Source organism: Kiloniella sp., from assembly GCF_048259265.1.
In the GTDB taxonomy this organism is placed as follows: domain Bacteria; phylum Pseudomonadota; class Alphaproteobacteria; order Kiloniellales; family Kiloniellaceae; genus Kiloniella.
The window spans coordinates 158,584-178,345 of record NZ_JBLXHT010000008.1 but is presented as its reverse complement, the minus strand read 5'-3'; the positions used below and the strand labels follow the sequence as shown (position 1 = coordinate 178,345).

17 protein-coding genes are annotated in these 19,762 nt (G+C 45.9%); 11 read left to right on the top strand and 6 right to left on the bottom strand.

Going from position 1 to position 19,762, the window contains the following annotated elements:
- Positions 1-62: 62 nt before the first annotated feature.
- The 5 genes from asnB (ACN0QW_RS14000) to ACN0QW_RS13980 all read left to right on the top strand — a co-directional run bounded on the left by asnB (ACN0QW_RS14000) (position 63) and on the right by ACN0QW_RS13980 (position 7,440).
- Complete coding sequence (gene asnB, locus ACN0QW_RS14000; RefSeq protein WP_299380492.1) at positions 63-2,012, top strand: asparagine synthase (glutamine-hydrolyzing); 1,950 nt, start codon at positions 63-65, stop codon at positions 2,010-2,012.
- A complete protein-coding gene (locus ACN0QW_RS13995; protein WP_417432220.1) occupies positions 2,005-3,153 on the top strand; it encodes a glycosyltransferase in 1,149 nt (382 codons plus the stop codon). Before asnB (ACN0QW_RS14000) ends, ACN0QW_RS13995 begins: the two co-directional genes overlap by 8 nt.
- Positions 3,154-5,115 carry an asparagine synthase (glutamine-hydrolyzing) gene (gene asnB, locus ACN0QW_RS13990; RefSeq protein WP_417432219.1) on the top strand — a complete coding sequence of 654 codons (1,962 nt, stop codon included), beginning with the start codon at positions 3,154-3,156 and terminating at the stop codon, positions 5,113-5,115.
- Between the two features lie 6 nt (positions 5,116-5,121).
- Positions 5,122-6,270, top strand: coding sequence for a glycosyltransferase family 4 protein (locus ACN0QW_RS13985; RefSeq protein WP_417432218.1), 1,149 nt, complete (start codon positions 5,122-5,124; stop codon positions 6,268-6,270).
- A 144-nt stretch (positions 6,271-6,414) separates the two neighbouring features.
- A complete protein-coding gene (locus ACN0QW_RS13980) occupies positions 6,415-7,440 on the top strand; it encodes an NAD-dependent epimerase (protein ID WP_417432217.1) in 1,026 nt (341 codons plus the stop codon).
- A gap of 220 nt (positions 7,441-7,660) precedes the next feature.
- On the opposite strand, the gene ACN0QW_RS13975 is transcribed toward ACN0QW_RS13980, so the two are convergent.
- Positions 7,661-8,446, bottom strand: a complete 786-nt coding sequence (locus ACN0QW_RS13975) for an NAD(P)-binding domain-containing protein (RefSeq protein WP_417432216.1) — start codon at positions 8,444-8,446, stop codon at positions 7,661-7,663.
- A 272-nt stretch (positions 8,447-8,718) separates the two neighbouring features.
- Between ACN0QW_RS13975 and ACN0QW_RS13970 the strand changes: the two genes are divergently transcribed.
- Positions 8,719-10,110, top strand: coding sequence for a dipeptidase (locus ACN0QW_RS13970; protein WP_417432215.1), 1,392 nt, complete (start codon positions 8,719-8,721; stop codon positions 10,108-10,110).
- 92 nt (positions 10,111-10,202) lie between these two features.
- Here ACN0QW_RS13970 and ACN0QW_RS13965 read toward each other — a convergent pair whose 3' ends face one another.
- On the bottom strand, positions 10,203-11,210 hold the full coding sequence (locus tag ACN0QW_RS13965; RefSeq protein ID WP_417432214.1) for a YeiH family protein: 1,008 nt from the start codon (positions 11,208-11,210) through the stop codon (positions 10,203-10,205).
- Between the two features lie 184 nt (positions 11,211-11,394).
- Positions 11,395-11,664, bottom strand: a complete 270-nt coding sequence (locus ACN0QW_RS13960) for a DUF6356 family protein (RefSeq protein ID WP_417432213.1) — start codon at positions 11,662-11,664, stop codon at positions 11,395-11,397.
- Positions 11,665-11,795: 131 nt separating this feature from the next.
- Here ACN0QW_RS13960 and ACN0QW_RS13955 point away from each other — a divergent pair, with 131 nt between their 5' ends.
- The gene (locus tag ACN0QW_RS13955) at positions 11,796-12,260 is read left to right on the top strand and encodes an Lrp/AsnC family transcriptional regulator (RefSeq protein WP_417432212.1); all 465 of its coding nucleotides are present in this window, start codon (positions 11,796-11,798) and stop codon (positions 12,258-12,260) included.
- A gap of 165 nt (positions 12,261-12,425) precedes the next feature.
- Positions 12,426-13,727 carry an FAD-dependent oxidoreductase gene (locus tag ACN0QW_RS13950; protein WP_417432211.1) on the top strand — a complete coding sequence of 434 codons (1,302 nt, stop codon included), beginning with the start codon at positions 12,426-12,428 and terminating at the stop codon, positions 13,725-13,727.
- Between the two features lies 1 nt (position 13,728).
- On the opposite strand, the gene ACN0QW_RS13945 is transcribed toward ACN0QW_RS13950, so the two are convergent.
- Positions 13,729-14,349 (bottom strand): LysE family translocator, encoded by a 621-nt coding sequence (locus ACN0QW_RS13945; RefSeq protein WP_417432210.1) that lies wholly within the window; start codon positions 14,347-14,349, stop codon positions 13,729-13,731.
- A gap of 196 nt (positions 14,350-14,545) precedes the next feature.
- Here ACN0QW_RS13945 and ACN0QW_RS13940 point away from each other — a divergent pair, with 196 nt between their 5' ends.
- From ACN0QW_RS13940 to ACN0QW_RS13930, 3 genes are all read left to right on the top strand, one after another.
- Entirely contained in the window at positions 14,546-15,718 is a 1,173-nt protein-coding gene (locus ACN0QW_RS13940) for an aminotransferase class V-fold PLP-dependent enzyme (protein WP_417432209.1), read from the top strand.
- A 291-nt stretch (positions 15,719-16,009) separates the two neighbouring features.
- Positions 16,010-16,993, top strand: coding sequence for a GlxA family transcriptional regulator (locus ACN0QW_RS13935; RefSeq protein ID WP_417432208.1), 984 nt, complete (start codon positions 16,010-16,012; stop codon positions 16,991-16,993).
- A gap of 94 nt (positions 16,994-17,087) precedes the next feature.
- The gene (locus tag ACN0QW_RS13930; RefSeq protein WP_417432207.1) at positions 17,088-17,558 is read left to right on the top strand and encodes a hypothetical protein; all 471 of its coding nucleotides are present in this window, start codon (positions 17,088-17,090) and stop codon (positions 17,556-17,558) included.
- Between the two features lie 13 nt (positions 17,559-17,571).
- Here ACN0QW_RS13930 and ACN0QW_RS13925 read toward each other — a convergent pair whose 3' ends face one another.
- Both ACN0QW_RS13925 and ACN0QW_RS13920 read right to left on the bottom strand, forming a co-directional pair.
- Complete coding sequence (locus ACN0QW_RS13925) at positions 17,572-18,537, bottom strand: metal ABC transporter permease (protein WP_417432206.1); 966 nt, start codon at positions 18,535-18,537, stop codon at positions 17,572-17,574.
- Complete coding sequence (locus ACN0QW_RS13920; RefSeq protein WP_417432205.1) at positions 18,537-19,751, bottom strand: metal ABC transporter permease; 1,215 nt, start codon at positions 19,749-19,751, stop codon at positions 18,537-18,539. The genes ACN0QW_RS13925 and ACN0QW_RS13920 overlap by 1 nt, the downstream gene beginning before the upstream one ends.
- Positions 19,752-19,762 lie beyond the last annotated feature (11 nt).

Sequence of the window (19,762 nt, the reverse complement as noted above, 5' to 3'; positions counted from 1 at the left end):
CTTTTTGCTACTGAATTAAAAGTGAGTAAATCAGCGGTTATGGTTTTAAGGATAATTGAACTGTGTGTGGAATAGCTGGTTTTTGGGATCGACCTGGTAAAACTGAAAAACAACTCGGCGAAATCGCTGGTGCTATGGCTCAGAGCATGTACCGCCGTGGTCCTGATGCCCAAGTTCAATGGACTTCAGCTGAAGCCGGTATCGGTTTGTCTCACGCTCGCCTCTCCATCATAGACCTTTCCCCCGCAGGGCGTCAGCCAATGCTTTCAGCTTGTGGGCGTTATGTTTTGGTCTATAACGGTGAGATTTATAACGCCGAAAAAATTCGTTCAGAACTACAACGCGAAATGGGGGGAGCCTGTCCGGCGTTTCGAGGGCATTCAGACACAGAGGTAATTCTTGAAGCTTGTGTACATTGGGGGCTTGAGAAAACGGTTGCCCGCATGATTGGTATGTTCGCTATTGCTTTGTGGGATCAAAGGGATCGGCGACTAACATTGGCGCGGGATCGTCTAGGAGTTAAGCCTCTTTATTGGGGGACACAGGGCGATCTTTTCTTATTTGGCTCAGAACTCAAGATCTTTAAACAGCATCCGGACTGGAAGGGTGAAATTAACCCTGACGCGTTAAGCTCTTACTTGCGTCTCAACTATATTCCGGCTCCTCTTGCGATATTCAGGGGGGTTCAAAAACTTGAACCTGGAAATATTTTGGTGTTGGAGCAGGGCCGTCGCCCTCGGATACACTGTTATTGGGATCTTCGTAAAGTTGCCCAAGCTGGATTGCGTGATCCGTTCTCGGATAATGAAATAGATGTGCTTGACCAACTGGATGAGTTGTTGAGAGATGCCGTCGGGAGCAGAATGATTGCTGATGTTCCTTTGGGGGCATTTTTGTCCGGAGGTATTGATTCCTCTACTGTTGTATCTCTGATGCAGGCGCAGAGTGCGAGACCGGTCCAGACCTTTTCCATAGGTATGGAGACCGAGGGGTATAATGAAGCCGAGCATGCAAAGGCGATTGCCAGGCATCTTGGGACGGATCATACTGAGCTCTATATCTCTCCACAGGATGCATTGAATGTTATTCCCAAGCTTCCTGATTATTATGATGAACCTTTTGCTGACTCTTCGCAAATCCCTACTTTTCTTGTATCTCAACTAGCACGTCAAAAGGTGACGGTCAGCCTTTCTGGTGATGGTGGGGATGAACTCTTTACAGGATACAATCGTTATTTTTGGGGAGACTTGATCAACCGTCGCCGAGGGGGGATACCCCCGTTTTTGAGGAAGCTCGGAACCCGGTCAATACGTCAACTCTCTGCAGACCGCTGGGATCAACTCTCCCGATATCTCCCCGCCAAAGCACGCGTGCCTCAATTGGGGCTTAAAGCGCATAAGGTTGCGGATATTCTGGCTATTGAGGACGAGGCAGCTCTCTTCAGACGGCTTGTGACGGTCTGGGATAATCCGAATGCAATGGTATCCGGGGCAGAGGAGTTGCAAAACATTCTGTGGGATAAGAGCCTTGCTGATGATGTTGCACCCTTTATGGAGCGTATGCAGGTTCTCGATGGAAAGACCTATCTTCCTGATGATATTCTGACCAAGGTTGACCGGGCGAGTATGGCTGTTAGTCTTGAGGCCCGTGTACCTCTTCTCGATCACCGTGTTGCCGAGTTTGCTTTCCGACTTCCCCGCCATATGCGTGTCCGAAATGGTCAGGGAAAATGGGCTCTTCGAGAAGTTCTTGCACGTTATGTACCGCGCGAGCTTTTTGAGCGTCCCAAAATGGGGTTTGGTATTCCTATTGGGAACTGGTTGAAGGGAGAGCTTCGGGATTGGTGCGAAGAGCTTCTGCGACCAGAAGCTTTGGAGGCTGATGGGCTGCTTGATGCGGCACCAATACGTGCAGTTTGGGAAAGGCATCTTGCTGGAAAACAAAATCATGAGGTCCAGCTTTGGACCGTTTTGATGTACCAGTCCTGGAGGCATAAGTGGTTGAATGACTAAAACCCACGAACTTGCGCCCAGATCTCTACCTCTAAAACTCTGTATTATGGGAGCTGCGAGCAGCCCGCATGTTTTAGCGCGAGCCAGAGTTTTTGATCAACTAGGTCATTCTGTACATCTAATCAGCCCAACATCCGGGCCCGCAGATAATTCTCTAAAAGTCAGCTATACCTCTTTTGGAAGAGGGGTTGTTGGTAAGATAAAAAGTCTGCTGACAACATACTGGATACTGGTGCGAAGTGATGCGGATCTTTTTCATGCTCACTATGCGGCGGAGTATGGAACGTGGATTGTGGCTCTTATGAGAAAATGTCCCTTTGTTGTGACTGTAATGGGGGGCGATGTACTCTTTGATGAGCAAGGGACTCAGGGACATTTAGGGCGCTGGTTGACTGGATTTTCGCTTCGTCGGGCAGATTTGGTTACGGCGAAGTCTCACAGTTTAGCAAATCGTCTAATGGAGATGGGGGTTTCCAAAGAGAAAATAAAAATTGTTTATTGGGGGGTAGAGCCTGAGATTTTTTCATTTTCCGAAGAGGGAAGGTCTAAGGTCAGAGAAGAATGGGGAGTCGAAGAAGGTCAGAAAGTTCTCTATTGTCCACGCATGTTACAATCTCTTTATAACCAGCATCTTTTAGTTGAAGCCTTGCCTACGATACTAAAAGAACATTCTCAAACAGTTCTGGTTCTTTCTACAATGGGAGAGAATGAAGTTTATGGACAAAAAGTTCGGGGGCGAGTTCAAGAACTAAAACTCCAGTCACGGGTCCGTTTTGTATCAGGGGTTCCACGAGAACAAATGGCGGGTGTTTATAGCGCAGCTGATCTGATAATCGCTATTCCATCATCCGATGGTATGCCTCAGTCTACTCTAGAATCCATGGCCTGTGGCCGACCTGTACTCATGAGTAATTTAGAGCGATATAAAGAGCTCTTTAAGCATGGCGAATCAGCCTGGTTCTGCGATCTTGATGCTGAAAAAATTACTGACGCTGTTTGTCATCTGCTGCAAGATCAAGAAGGCACGGCTGATATGGCTAACGCAGGGCACGAGACGGTCTGGAGTTGTGCCAACTTTAATAATGAAGCGCGCCGAGTTGAAGAGTTCTATCACAAGCTGGTTGAAAGAAAAGCAAAGTAAATGTGTGGCATTGCGGGCTTTGCCCATAAAGAATTTCCCCCAGCACAGGCAGTTAAAGTTCTTGAAGATTTTTCTGCTCGTTTGAGTCATAGAGGCCCTGATAACACGGGGTATTGCCTCTGGTCACAGGGTGGAAGTTATTCTGTTGGAGAATCAGCACAGAAGTTGAGTTCCGAGAGAATGGGGGTGGATATAGGCCTTATGCATCGCCGGCTCTCAATTCTTGATACTTCTGAGCATGGTCATCAGCCCATGGTCAGTCATGATGATCGTTATGTCATTGTGCAAAATGGTGAAATTTACAACTATATTGAGCTACGGTCAGAACTTGAAAATCTTGGTTATTCTTTCGCTAGTCAATCGGATACTGAGGTGCTGCTCTACGCCTTGATTGAATGGGGGCGTAAGGCTTTTGCAAAGCTGATTGGTATGTTTGCCTTCTGTCTTATAGATAGGGTTGACCAAACTTTAATGTTGGCTCGTGACTTTTACGGTATTAAGCCGCTTTTTTATGCCACCACTGAAAAGGGGTTGGTTTTTGCTTCTGAGATTAAGGCGTTGTCAGCTTTCCCTGAGTTGAAACTTCAACCAGATCTCTTTTCCTTGCGAGACTATTTGGCTCTGGGCTTGGTTAATCACAATGAGAGATCTTTCCTTTCTGGCATTAAGTCTTTACCGCCTGGACATTGTTTGAAGATTTCTCTGGGACGTTCCTTGGCACCAGAAATCTCATCATTCTTGGCGCCAAAGCAAGCCCGGTTGAACAGAAAAGAGATCGGGTTCGTAGAAGCTTCGCAGGAGCTCAAAGAACGTTTCCTTCGTTCTGTCGAGTTGCATATGCGAAGTGATGTCGGATATGGGGCTCTGCTGTCAGGTGGCGTAGATTCCAGTGCGATTGTAGCTGCAATGCGCTTAGTTGGCGGCGAAGAGCTTGATCTTAGAACCTTTACTTATGCTGCTCGTGGTGAGAGCTGTGATGAGGAGGCTTATGCCGATCTGGTTATCAATAAGGTTGGTGCAAACTCTAAGAAAGTACTGCTTTCTTCCAATGATGTGGTGCAAAATCTAGAAAGGCTTATGCGTTTTCAGGACGAGCCTATTGGAAGCACGAGTCTGTTTGCGCAGTATCGCGTCTTTGAGGCTGTGCATAACGACGGATTGAAAGTCGTTTTAGATGGTCAGGGAGCTGATGAAATACTCGGAGGCTATACGCCTTATTATACCGCGGCGCTTGCTGGGTTTATCCAGAAAGGAGAATGGGGTAGAGCCTGTAGTCTGATTGGTTATCTCAGGCATAACGGTCGCCTCTCCCTGTCTAATCTTCTCTTACGTACTCTAACACGATTGGCGCCTGATTTTGTTGGGCAAATGATTTATCAAAAGCACGCGCAGGGTGGTGTGAATGCTGCGATCGACTGGCAGTGGTTCGAGAAGATGGGAATTTCGGCTGACTATGGAAAAACGACAGGTCTTGCATCGTCATTGGATAGCGCTCTGGACTTGGATTTCACATCTCTCAATCTTCCGGGACTTTTACGCTATGAAGACCGTAATTCGATGGCCCATTCCTTGGAAAGTCGCGTGCCGTTCTTGTCTCCAGAGATTGTCGGTTTTGTACAGAGTTTACCGGAAGAGTATTTGATTTCTCCTGACGGTGAAGATAAAGCGCTCTTCAGGGCAGCCATGCGTGGGATAGTACCGGACGAAATTCTTGATCGAAAAGATAAAATTGGCTTTCAGACCCCAGAACAAGCCTGGTTTAAAGAATTAAGTGGCTGGGTAGAAGAGCGTATCAATAGCGATAGTTTTCGCGCTTTACCCTTTCTTGATGTGGCACAGGCCACCCGTTCTTGGGAGGAGGTAAAGCGTTCCGGCAATGGATTCCCACGCGCAGTTTGGCGTTGGATCAATGTTGCACAGTGGGCAGAGGCACACGATCTTGATTTTGAGAAGAGTGTTTAGAACGTGATGACCGGATTAAATACATCTAATTCTCTGGTTTATGTTTCTTTTGAACCTCTGCGCGAGGGGCATGCCTCATACACGCATGTTTGCGAAGTGGTCGAGGGGCTGGAACGCTCCGGGTGGAACGTCACACTCATGACGCCTCAATATCGGGGAAAAGGGCTGCCGAGTATTACGGCACGTATATTTTCGCTCTTCAATCTTTGGTGGCGGGTACTTTTCACTGAAAAGCCCGATGTTTACTATGCGAGAATGCACTTTGCGGGATTTGTCATTGCTTTGATTGCATCTTTGCGCTCAGTACCGTCCATTGTAGAGGTTAATGGGCCCTACGAAGATCTTTACATCGCATGGCCATTCGTTCGCCGCTTTCGCGGTCTTTTTGATTGGATGATGACCGGGCAGTTGAAACGGGCGAAAGGGATAATCTCTGTAACCCCTGGCTTGCAGAGGTACTGTCGCGCCAAGTTAGTTGATAAGGATGAACACGTTTCATATGAGGTAATCACTAACGGCGCAAATATTTCGGAGTTTTTGAAATTATCTGAATTGCAACCTAGGAGGCTGTCATTTGAGAGTGAAATTACACAGCCCTATGCCGTTTTTTTTGGAACATTTGCCCGATGGCAAGGAATTCAGGCAATTCTTGAAGCTGCATCGTCATCTAATTGGCCAAAAGGATTGAATCTTCTTCTGGCTGGGGATGGCGCTATGCGTGGTTCTGTCGAGGAATATGCTAAGAGGTATGAGCATATTCGGTACATTGGACGTGTTTCTTATAATGAAATTCCCTATCTTATAGCCAATGCACAGATCGGTTTTGCTTTAACTGAGAACATTGATCAAAGAGGACTTTATGGCGCTTATCCTCTTAAACTATTCGAAACGCTTTCTTGTGGGGTTCCTGCGGTAGTCAGTGAGATGGATGGACAAGCAGATGTCATTCAAGAGGGGGATTGTGGCATTCTCGTTCCTCAGGGGGCCGTGACAGATATTGTGAAGGCAGTTTCAAAGCTGCACGATGATCCTAAAGTCGCTATGCAAATGGGCAACCGAGGTCGTGCGCTTGTCCATCGCAAATACGCTTGGTCCAAAATAGCGGAAAGAACAGACATATTTATAAGAGGGATCATCGAAGTACCTAAAGGTTGAGGTTTTCGGTGAACTGACAATCAAACATATTATGCAATCAGTATATTATTTATGCGTGTAGATATGTACGGCTTGTCTCTTGGTTTGTAAGAGTGCTAGAAAATCCACGAACTTGAGGTTTCTCTCTAATAATCGGATGTGATAATGAGCAAAAAGACCTACGTAATTACTGGTACTGCAGGTTTTATAGGGTTTCATCTGGCAGAGTTTCTGTTGTCACAAGGTCATGAAGTAATTGGGGTTGATATTGTTAGTGATTATTATGATGTTTCTTTGAAAGAAGCTCGTTTATCCAACCTTTTTAAGTTTGAAAATTTTATTGAAAAACGTATTGATCTCGCCGACGGGCCTGCAGTTGAACAGGTGTTTAAAGATCATCGGCCTGATATTTGTGTGAATTTGGCGGCGCAGGCTGGGGTACGTTACAGTCTGGAAAATCCAAGGGCCTATTTACATTCAAATGTTGATGGGTTTTTAAATATTCTAGAGGCATGCAGGCATTACCCTGTTGAGCATCTAGTCTACGCTTCGACTAGTTCAGCTTATGGGGCTAATACCAGTATGCCTTTTAAAGTCTCAGAGAGTGCCGAGCATCCAATGACACTTTATGCTGCGACGAAGAAATCCAATGAGATGATGGCGCATGCGTATTCGCATCTATTTAACATTCCAAGTACTGGAATGCGTTTTTTTACTGTATATGGCCCATGGGGGCGTCCTGATATGGCGCTCTTTATGTTTACACGGGATATTATAGCCGGAAAACCAATCAATGTTTTCAACAAGGGTAATATGCAGCGTGACTTTACGTACGTTAAAGATATTGCTGAAGGTATAAGGCGCCTGGCTGATGTTCCCCCAGGCCTTGATCCGTGTTGGGATAGTAATAATCCAAACCCAAGTACGAGTGGTGTCGCTCCCTATAGAGTTGTAAACATTGGTAATACTCGGTGCGAAAAGCTTATGCGGTATATTGAAATATTAGAAGATAAATTGGGAAAAAAAGCCCAATACAATATGCTTCCAATGCAAGATGGCGATGTTCCGGCCACATGGGCAGATGTTAGTGAGCTTACTGAAATTACCGGGTATCAGCCTTCGACGACTATTGAAGAGGGTATTGGTCATTTTGTCGATTGGTATAAGTCTTATTATAGAATAAACTCATAATTCTATAATAAGAGAAAGTATTATACTCAACACCATACCCAGCCAGCCTTTAGCAACGTGTGTCCATCGTTCTACAGCTTGATATAGGAAATGGTGAGTTTCGCGTAGAGATAAGCTTACCTCTCATTCAGGAAATTTTGACCTTAAAAATACTGAGCTAAATCGTTTGGGCCAACTCGTCTGATCTAATTCATCAGGATTAGATCGTATAGAATGATGTCTATTCCCCGAGTTTTTTATGCACATGTTCCAGAGCATGATCCCAGGCGGTAAATCCCTGTTCCTTCTTTAGAAGATTTAACCCCTCCAGCGTAAATGTCCCTTCTGTGGCAATCTCATTGGTGATGGCGGCGAGTTTTTGATCTTCTTTTTGCAGGGCGTAGGCGGTTGCGCCTCTTATGTTGTGTAGAATAATGTTACGGGCCTTGTCTTCGGGAAGGCCTTTTTCTTGCAGCCAATTTGTCATTGTGCCAAAAAACTCATAAAGCCACCCGTTCATACAGGATGTTGTTAGAGCCAGATCAAAATCATGTTCGGAATCAAAGCTTATTGGAGTACCTGTAAAATTTGCGAGCTTTTCTACCTCTGGGTTGGGCGGATAAATAGGAACAACGCCTTCGCCAGCTTCGATGCTACAGACGGGGATCATACGAACCAGGGTTTGGGGTAAGTGCTTTGCAACTGCGTAATGTTCGGCGATTGTTTTTCCTGCGACTGCGGTAATCACAATTTGATCATTTCGAAAAGCTAACGATTCCAATAAATCGGATAACTGTTCGGGCCTGACAGAGAGTAAAACAATGTCGGACCTATCTATAACATCCTGATTTCTCTGTGCTATTAAGCAATGATGTTCTTTCGAAATTTTCTCTGCAGTTTGCACATTTCTTGGTGATAGATATATTTTCCCCTGATATCCACCGTTTCTGAGAGAGCTTGTAAAATAAGAGGCGAAATATCCAATGCCCAATATACCGAGTACAGGATTTGTTGTGTCGTTGGTCATTTGTTCTTTCCCTATGAGAGCTTTATTTATCTCTTTTATAATCCCAGATAACTGTAAGTGGATTATTTCTGTTTGCCTATTATAGATTTCGGTTAAATACCTTTCGGAAACACAGCTTGCCTAGTCAAGTTAGGTTCTGTTAGCCTTGCATAACTTTTTACCCGTTATTCCTTGTTCTCAAAAATTTATATCAATGATCACAGGATGTTTTTGACGGAATTCAACATGCCTTATCGGGGCTAATAAAAAATACAAACACTAGGAGCATAGGAATGAGCGCTTTGGATCAAGTGTTATCCCACGTGGATGACCATCTGGAAGAATCAATAGATAGATTATTTGACCTTGTCAGAATTGAAAGTATTTCTACAGATCCCGCTTATAAAGCAGAATGCCAGAAGGCGGCAGAATGGTTAGAGCGAGAACTCAAAGAGCTTCAGTTCGATGCTTCTGTGCGGCCAACCCCTGGCCATCCTATGGTCGTTGCCCATACACCCGATCAGGATACAGGCCCACATGTACTGTTCTACGGACATTACGATGTTCAGCCTGTCGATCCGTTGGAGCTATGGCATAACCCGCCGTTTGAGCCTACCATCAAGGAACTCGCTGACGGTAGCAAAGAGCTAACAGGTCGCGGCACATCAGATGATAAAGGTCAGCTTCTTACTTTTGTCGAAGCATGTCGCGCTTGGCGTGCTGTAACGGGTAAGCTACCGCTGAATGCGTCGATCATTTTTGAAGGCGAAGAAGAAACTGGTAGCCCAAGTCTGGATGATTTTCTGGCGACACATAAAGATGAATTAAAGGCCGATCTGGCGTTGGTCTGTGATACTAGTATGTGGGATAAGGATACGCCTGCGATTACAGTTCGCCTTCGCGGGATGATGAAAGAGAACCTTGTTATCAAGGCTGCTGACCGTGATTTACATTCTGGTGGATATGGTTCTGCTGCGCGCAATCCGTTGCATGTTTTATCTAAAATTATTGGGGATCTTCGGGATGATAAAGGGCGTGTTCAAATTCCCGGGTTTTATGATGGCGTCGGTGAATTGCCTGCGGATATTAAAAAACAGTGGGATGAATTGGGATTTGATAGCGAAGAATTCCTTGGTGAAGTCGGACTTTCTGTGCCTGCAGGTGAAGAGGGCTACTCTGTCCTTGAACAACTGACATCACGCCCGACCTGTGAAGTGAATGGTATCTGGGGTGGATATAACGGCGAGGGGTCTAAAACTGTTATTCCAGCCGAAGCGAATGCCAAGTTTACTTTCCGTTTGGTTGACCAGCAAGAACCCAGTAAAATTCGGGAGGCATTCCGGTGCTTTGTTGAAGCTCGCTTACCAGCCGATTGTTCTGTTGAATATGAATCCGTTGGGGGAGAATTTGGTCCCTTGGTTGTCGATACGGATATGCCAGAAACGCAGGAAGTAATTAAGGCGCTTTCTGATGAGTGGAACAAAGAAGCTGCCCTGATCGGGTCTGGCGGTTCTATTCCTATTACGACTGAATTCCGGCGTGTCTTAGGTATGGAAACTCTTTTGGTTGGCTTTGCTCTGGAAGATGACCGTATTCACAGCCCTAATGAAAAATACGACCTTAAAAGCTTCCATAAAGGCATTCGGTCCTGGGTCCGCATTATTGCAGCCTTAGGTGATGCATAGAAAGACATAGGTGGCAGTTGATATAGCTATCTTATTTATTCAATGGCACGAACATTAGGTATTATGTTCGTGCCCTTTTTGTGTCTGCTTTATCAATGTACTAAATAGATACTGCCTATGATCAGGCCGGCAATAATGATGGTTTCGACGACGACCAAGATTAATGCCTGATGCCCAATCTGGAGAACATCACGCAGAGATGTTTTGAGCCCTACGGCTGCGATAGCGGCGATGAGGCACCAGCGGGATAGCTCGGAAAGTTGGGTAATCCAAAAATCTGAAAGTACCCCTGTAGAACGTAAGCCAGTGAAAGCAATGAAACCGATTAAAAAGAGTGGGGGCAGATAAGCCTTAATCTTGTTTGTGCTGGTTTGTTTGAAGATTGTCATGACAAAAAGTGTAATCGGAACAAGAAGTGCCACGCGGAAAAGCTTTGCCACGGTGGCCGCATCACCTGCTTCTGGTGAAATGGAATAGCCTGCCCCAACAACCTGTGCGACATCGTGAATTGTTCCGCCAATAAAAAAACCTGATTCTTCGGGCGTCATTTCTAGCCATAATGTAAGAGGGGGGTAAAGAATCATGGCCAGCGTAGACAGAGTTGTGACCGCGACAACAGCAAAAAGAGTAGAGCGTTCTTTGTTTGGAGAAGCTGGCATGGCAGCCGAAATCGCCAGAGCCGCCGAAGCACCGCAAATTGCGGTGGCGCCTCCTGTTAACAATCCGAAGCGTTTATCAAATCCAAAAAAACGGGCAAGTAGTACACCCGATGCAATGGTCACGACGACTGCGATGACCAAAATTATGGTTGATGTAATCCCAAGTTGGGTAATTTGATCCAGACCAATCCTTACGCCTAAAAGAGCAACACCAATGCGTAAGAGAGATTTGCTTGTGAACTCAATGCCTGGTTTTGCGGATGATCCTTCGATGAGGGAATTAAGGCTCATACCAAAAAGAAGGGCATAAAGAAGTGTCGGCCCACCATGGTGATCGGATATAAAAGTTGCTGCAAAAGCCAAGATAACTGCTAGCATTACGCCAGGTATTAGTAGTTTCATCTGGGCGTACTTTTCAGCCCCGAAAACGAGAACAGGCATTGTTTTACTCAATATGTCTTTGTGGTTGTATCACGCTGAAGGCGCAACAAGTATTTGCGAAGATCCTATAGGAAGATCACTCTGAAATCTTAAAAAATTATCTGTTAAGCAAAACTAATGATAGAGCACGCTTTTGATTAAAGAGGCGGCAAAATTATGAATATTGCTGAAGGATAAAGAGCTATCAGGCGCGATTTGGTTTTGTATTTTCGATTGATGTATCTTGCTTAGCCTGATGACGCATACGATTCTGAACCATTCTGTCGTACAGTTTTGTAACTAGTTGGCTGCCGGTTTTTTCAAAAGCGCCTGGAATAAAGGCATGGCAAAAGCAAACAAAAAAACCAAGGCACATGTTAAATGAAAAATACAAAGCCTGTCCCATGTGCTCAAAATAGGTTTCGTTCACAGCTTGCGGATGATCAATAAAAAGATTGTCGATAATTTTTTTCATTTAGTTCACCAAGAAATCGTTATTCGTTTTTGCTTTTTCTCAGTATAGATCAACATTACAGGTGAAATTTTCTCATTCTTCGTGGTAATATACCAACTTCTTGAGAAAATATCCCAATATAAGAGAGCTCGATGAAGTTAGATGATATTGATCTCCGAATTTTAAAGGAGCTACAGCGTGATGCCAGTCGCCCCGCATCGGAAATTGCCGAGTTGGTTAATCTGTCCACCAACGCCTGCTGGCGTCGCATAAAGTTATTGCAGGAATCTGGTGTTATAAAAAAACAGGTGGCCTTGGTTGATCCGGCTATGGTGGGGAAAGAGTTGACGGTTTTTGTCGAGCTGCGAACAGCGCATCATGGGGATGGATGGCTTGAAAGTTTCTCCGAGGGTATCAGTAAGATTGATGAGGTGGTTGAATTCCATCGACTTAATGGGAACGTGGATTATCTGTTGAAGATTCTGGTGTCTAGTATCGAGGACTATGACAGGGTTTATAAGAAGATTATTCGCACGGCACCATTGCATGATGTGACGTCATACTTTTCTATGGAAAGAATTAAAGAAACAACAGAAGTGCCGCTGGATAAAAGATAAGAGGAAGGTATATGACGTGATCATTTAGCGTCGTTAAAGTACAGAAACCTAGCTTTTTGCTTCCCATGATTTCATCGACGTGGCAGCTTACTATTCGACGATATTCTTTATTTTAGATGTAAATCTTTCACGTGATTCTTTTCTCTCCAATTACTGAGCATGGCCATGGCCGAATTTGAAACTTTCAAGCATCAACCTTTCTGGTGGACTGATCCTCGTTTTCAGCCTGATAGTTCCGTTCAGTCTGATACCCCACCTAAAAAAGTTGATGTTGTCATTATTGGCGCAGGATACACAGGACTTTCTGCGGCGCTTACTCTGGCGCGTGCAGGGCGATCTGTCGTTGTTTTGGACGCTGAACGTCCGGGATGGGGATGTTCAGCGCGAAACGGGGGCCTGTTGGGTCCAAGCTTTCATAAACTCGGTCTTAAAGGGCTAGAGCGCGCCTATGGGAAAGATAAAGCGCGTGGCATCATGCGTGAAAGTCTGGATAGCATGCGGTCGTTAATTTCTTTTGTGGAAGAGGAAAAAATCGATTGTGAATTGGTAATGCGTGGGCGGTTTCGAGGTGCCGTTCGTCCTAAGCATTATGATAGCCTCGCCCGACAAGTTGAGGTTATGCAAAAAGAACTTGGTCTCAACGCACATATGGTTCCAAAATCTGGACAACACAATGAAATTGGGTCTGATCTTTATCATGGTGGCGCTGTGTATGAAGATGATGGCACACTCCAGCCTGCGTTATTACTACAAGGACTTTTGAGTAAAGCTACTGAGGCGGGGGCAAAAGTTTATGGTGGACAAGCCGTGCAGGATGTTTCTGGCTCAGCAGGTGAGTTAGAGGTGCGCACGAAGAACCATTCCTTGAAAGCGCGCGATGTTATCGTGGCCACGAATGGCTACACACCTAAAAATCTAAAATGGTTTCGCCAGCGCATTATCCCGATCCGCTCTGCGGTAACCGCGACAGAAGAATTACCCAAAGAGAAAATTCTAGAACTTTCACCTAAATTAAGAGGGCATGGCGATACGCACCGTTTGGTTTTTTATTACCGTCCGTCGCCTGATGGAAAACGAATGATCTTTGGCGGTCGTGCAAAGGATCTCAACGATAACCCCGGAGAGTACGTATCATACCTTGGAGCAGCGATGCGACGAATTTATCCACAGTTACAATCGGCAAAAATTGAATATGCGTGGTCCGGTGTTGTGGCCTATACTTTTGATCATGCGCCGCATGTGGGGAGAATCGATGGTGTGCATTATGCTATGGGGTATTGTGGCTCAGGCGTTGGACGCGCTGTCTATTTCGGTCGTAAGACAGCGTTGAAAATTTTGGATGATCCTGAAGGTCGGACCGAATTGGATGATCTGCCTTTTAATAGCAGGCCATTTTATAGCGGATCTCCGTGGTTCATGCCCTTTATGATTCGCTGGCATGCTTTTGCGGACAGAATGGGATGGTAGGTTACCTTTGAGCTGAAGCGAGCAGAGCACCAAAGCTGATAAAAGTTGCGCCGAGCACGCGGCGAACAAGACGAATGCGCTTTATATTGCTCATAAAGTTTTTCAAGCGTCCGCCCATCATGGCAATCATCAGATGATTTAAGAAACAGAGAATTGCATAAGTTGCCGATAAGATTGTTGCCTGAAATAGGGCGGATCCTTCTGCGCTCATAAAGGGAGGAAACAGGGCCAATATAACGACGATCGCTTTTGGGTTGGTCAGCGATACAATTAGAGCCGTTGAAAAAAGTTTGTGTTTTTGTGGAGGGCGTATGTTTACATCGTCTTCTACCAAGCCGCTTTTATCTCTCCAAGTTTTGATGCCAAGCCAGATCAGATAAGCCGCGCCAATAAATTTTAGTATGGTAAAGGCTAGGGCTGACGTTTCCATAATTGTACCCAAGCCCAGAGCAACTCCAAATCCGAGAATAAATAAGCCAAGTGCATTGCCTGTTGCGGACCAGATCGTTGCGCGCCCGCCAAATTTAAGGGTGTTTGAAAGTGCTAATAATACCGCCGGTCCTGGGCTGATTGCCGGAACAAAACTAACGGCTATGAAAAATAGCCAAACTTCTAGTGTCATGGAGAGGCTCGATTTGAGGGTATGATTGATGAGAGCCAAAACTCTGCGTCTTTTTTGAGAGGCAGGCAAGCTTGATGAATGAAAAAGGGATTATTGCGTTTATGTCACAATTGTTAATCCGAATTTACCCTTTTTACAAAGGGTCCGTTTGCGTACTCTCTGATGAATTTATTTTAAAGATACTGCTAAGGATTTAATGATGGCTGGCCGCAATTCACTTTTCATCCCCGGACCAACAAATATGCCGGAACGTATTCGTCTGGCGATGGATATAAATACAGAGGATCACCGGGCTATGTCTGCGCCGGATTTCATGGTGCCCTTGTTTGAAGATTTGAAAAAAATCTTCCGGACAGACAAAGGTGAAGTGATTGTTTTTCCATCATCCGGGACGGGTGGATGGGAAGCGGCCATTACCAATACGCTTTCACCGGGCGATAAAGTGCTTACGGCGCGTTTCGGACAGTTTTCGAGCCTGTGGATTGATTCGTGTCGTGCACTTGGTATTGAGGTCGAAGATATTGATGTGCCGTGGGGCGAGGGTGCGCCTGTAGAGCAAATTGCTGAACGCCTTGCTGCTGATACCCAGCATGAGATCAAAGGTGTCATTGTTTGTCACAATGAAACGGCAACGGGTGTTACATCTGATATCAAGGGTGTTCGCGAAGCTTTGGATGCCTGTAACCACCCAGCGTTGTTGTATGTGGATGGTATCAGTTCAATTGGTGCCATTGAGTTTGATATGGACGCATGGGGCGTTGATCTTGCCGTCGCTGGTTCACAAAAAGGCTTCATGTTGCCAACAGGGCTTGGCATTATTGGCGTTAGCCAAAAGGCGCTTCAAGCGGGCGAAACGGCATCGTGCCCGCGGTTCTATTTTGATTTTAAGATGATGATTAACCAGGCGCGTACTGGTTTTGGTCCCTATACACCTGCCATGGGATTGTTGAGAGGCTTGCGTGCTTCTGTTGATGTACTGCTTGAAGAGGGCATGGAGAACGTGTGGCAAAGACACCATCGTCTGGCCGAAGGGGTACGGCAGGCTGTTGTCGCATGGGGGCTGTCGACCTGTGCCAAAACGCCTGCATGGCAATCTGATACAGTTACCGGTGTTATGGTTCCTGAAGGGATTGACGGACAAGAAATCGTTAAGCGAGCCTATCAGGATTATAATCTTTCCCTTGGCGGGGGGCTTACCCAAGTCGCCGGAAAGTTATTCCGGATCGGACACCTTGGTGATCTGAACGAATGTATGCTGTTTAGTGCACTTGGCGGAGCCGAAATGGTTATGCGCGATATGGGAATGGATATTGAACCCGGCAAGGGCGTCGGTGCTGCGATCGAGTATTGGCACAAGAATAAAGTATAGCTGTTTAACTTGATCCTTCTTCCCGATATTCTTATGCGTTGTTTCATCGCTCACGTAGAGAAATCTACACTTCACTCTTTACGCCTTGAGTAACAATTAAGTTAAATAGTTAAAGCATAAATAATGCGTCTAATTATGAAAGGCTGTCTGTTTCAGGCAGCCTTTCTTGTTTCTGCTATTGAAACCTTGGAAAAGGCCGCTTAGAAGGGGAGCTGTCGTTTTTTGTGAAAAGCGACAGAATCCAGTTGCTCGTACTGCTCATTAGTACCATTAGGCGTAAAAGAGAATAAAATGTTTCCAGAACCCAAAGAAGGCAAAACTCGGCGTGTTGGCTTTTTGCTCTTGCCTGGGTTCTCAATGAATTCTTTTACCTTTGCGATGGAGCCCTTGCGGGTAGCAAATAAAGTTGCACGAGAAGAACTTTATGATTGCCCTGTTTTCTCACTGGATGGAAAGAACGTTGAAGCATCAAATGGTTTGCGCTTGGAGGTGCGGGGTGATTTGGTATCTGCGAGCGAGCCTGAAAATATTATCCTTTGTGGCGGACATAATATATCGGGGTTTGATACCAGTGATTTTATGCCATGGCTCAGAGCCGTGGGGCGTCAGGGCAAGGTGATTGGGGCGCTTTATACAGCGTCGTATTATCTGGCTAAAGCCGGGTTGGTTGATAAAACCAAATGTGCGGTCCATTGGGAATATTTGTCGGCCTTCAAAGAAACTTTTCCCGATATAGAAACATCGAACGAGCTGTTTGAAGTCAGTACGAAGGGTTTTACCTGTGTGGGGGGTACGGCTGGGCTGGATATGATGCTGAACTTTATCTCTGATCTGCATGGGTTTGAGTTGGCCAGAATGGTGGCGGATCAGTTTGTACATGAACGTATTAGAGATCGTCGAGAGTTCCAGTACTTTGGTCTTTCCGCACGCTATTCCATTCAAGATCAACGCCTGTTGCGGGTGATCCAAATTATGGAAGATCACTTGGAAGAGCCTTTGAGTCTTGAAGAGTTGTCCAAAATTGCGGGATCGTCACGCCGTCAACTAGAACGTATGTTTAGCAAGCAGTTTAATAAGTCGCCGGCCAGATATTATAGCGAACTCAGGCTCTATCGATCACGACAGTTGATCATGCAAACCAAGATGCGGATTATCGAAGTTGCTTTGGCCTGTGGGTATAATTCATCGGCGCATTTCTCGCGCTGTTATCGTAATTTCTTTGGCTGTACGCCGCTTTCGGAACGCAAACTTCCAACTCAAAGCCAGAAGTTATAATCAGCATTTACCCGCTGCGTATATTTACGCTGATCCAATTACGGCCTCTTTTCGTTTATACTGTTTCCTAATGAACAAGAAATGAGGTTACGTTATGAAGCATCTAATCAGACAAAGTTTTGCTGTGGCGGTCGTGCCAACGGTTCTTGGCTTTGGAGCTATTGGGTTTGTATCTTTGCCGCCCGCGTCTGCTGCTCAGAGTTCTCAGGAACAGGTCATTGAAGATGTGATCAATGAGATTGAGCGTACAGTGATTAATCGCTATTTCCATAAAGATGATCAGACGACTCAAGGTCACAAAAAGAAAAAAGGAAAGGGTAAGAAAAAAGGTCTGCCAACAGGTTTGGCAAAAAAAGAATCTTTGCCTCCCGGAATACAAAAGCAGTTGGATGAAAAAGGGTCTTTACCACCGGGGTTAGCCAAGCACGATCTGCCTGACGATTTACAAAGCAGGTTGCCACGCCGAAAAAACAGTAAATTTGTCATTGTCGATGATGATGTTGTCCTGATCGACATCCTGACCAATAAAGCGCTGGATGTTCTTGAAAACGTTTTACGGCAATAAAATTATTGGTGTTTTAAATGTCGGCAGGTTCCTGAAGAGCTTTGCGCTGCTTCAGGAAACGCCCGAGCGTCCCGTGATTCGGGGCAAATATCATGGAAAAGGCCTGTAACAAGCAGGCAACAACGGCAATCATGCCTGCAGCGTTTAATGCATAATTTGCGCCGATTAAAAAGGGACCAAAAGCGGCGATCAAGTATCCGAAGCATCCGGATAAAAGTGCAAAGAAGGCTGACAAGATGATCTGGGAGCTCAATTTGTCCGTCCACATGCGTGCCGTTGCGGCAGGGCAGATGAACATGGCAATGACAAGAATGGATCCAACTGCATCAAATGCGGCAACAGCAGAGGTTGCAGTTATGATGATCAGGCCAATACTGATATAATGGGCATTGAAGCCCAAGGACGTTGCCATCGCGGGATCAAAGGTTGATATCTTCAGTTCTTTAAAAAAGAGAATAATGACAAGCAGGACGAGAAGGGTAACACCCCCAAGCCTGCTGATACTGCCCGGCATCTGTGCCAGTCCATCTGTTGATAAAATATCAGACCAGTTGTTCAACCCGAACCAGAGAGTAGATTCCAGATTTCCGTACAGGGCGTGTTCGACATCAAGGTGAACGCCTGAGGCTCCGGTCTGTTCCAAAATGAGCACGCCAAGAGCAAACATGGATGTAAAAACGACTCCCATGGCTGCACCGGGTTCTACATTACCAAGGCGGCGGATCACTTCGATCAATAGGGCAGATATAAGCGCCGCACCCAAAGCGCCAAGGAGCATGGGCAATGTATCCAGCGTTCCGGATAAGAGGTAGCCGACCACAATACCCGGCAAAACAACGTGGCTCATGGCGTCGCCAATCAAACTCTGGCGTCTGAGAACAAGGAAGTTACCTGGTAAACCACAACAAAGCCCAGCAAGCGAGGCAACCAATAGTGCCGGGAAATCAATCTGAAGAAAATCTGCGAGAGGTAAATCCATTAGCCGATTTCCTTCTGTGGATTGTCAATCGACATTTCCAGCTCTTTTATTAAATCGCGGGGAAGAATGTCGGTAATCATGGCAAGCGACCAACGGTTTTGAGCGAAGGCTTCTTCCGGATAGTCATTGAGGTATTGATTCCAAAGTGCTTGGTCTCTGGACATAGAAGTAACGGTTCTCGCCCCCTTTTTTGTTAGGGTGAGGTCGTTGTTCAAAACGCCTTCACGTTTTAACAAGAATGAGGCCAAAAGAGATAGATCAGGTCGCCCTTTGTCGAGGGATAAAAGAGCACGGCGGCGCGTAATTTTGAGTCTGAAGGAAAACTGTCTTAAGGCCGTGGCAACCACACCTCTTTTCGGGGCAAAAAGAAGAGAGAGTGTAAAGAGAGCTGTGGCGGTCAACACGATTGTTGCCCCGGAAGGTAAGTCCGGGGTAAGCGCAGATAACGCTGCCCCAAGATAACAGCTTATCCCGCCCGTAAAGGCAGAAATCGCAACCATAATGCCCAGGCGATCAGTCCAAAAACGGGCCGCAACGGGTGGAATAATTACAAGCGCGATGATCAGAATGAGTCCTACAGTTTTAAGGCCAATGACAACAACCGCGAGCAATAGGGCCATCATAAGAAGGTCAATTTTACTCACGGCCCAGCCACGTGATGCAGCGTAATCCGGATCAAAGCATACCAAGCCAAATTCTTTCATGAACAGGACAGTAAGCACAGTTATGACAAGGGCTGAAGTGGCGATCATTTCGGCTTCACTCTGAAGCATACTGGCTGTGGAGCCTAGTAAGTAACTCTGCAGACCCGCCTGGCTCCCGCTTTTCAGGGTTTGAATGTAGCTCATCAATACAACGCCCAGACCAAAGAACGAACTGAGCACAGTGCCAATAGCCGAATCTTCTGGAAGGCGTGTGTTGTCCTTGATCCATTGGACTAATAAAACGCCAAGTATACCGCTCAGTGTTGAGCCGATCATGAGAAAAGGAAGGCTTTTGCCTGTCCCTGTCAGGGCAAGGGCAACCAGAAACCCCAGTGTGATGCCGGGAAGAGTTGCATGGCTGATTGCATCGCTGATCAAGGCGCGTTTACGCAAAAGAGAGAAGACACCGACAACTCCCCCTGCAGCGCCAAGTAAGCCAGCACCGAGAAGGACAACATTCGAGTTGTATCCACTCTGTAAAGTTAGGATTTCAAAAAGTTCCTGAAGCACGATTCTGCCTT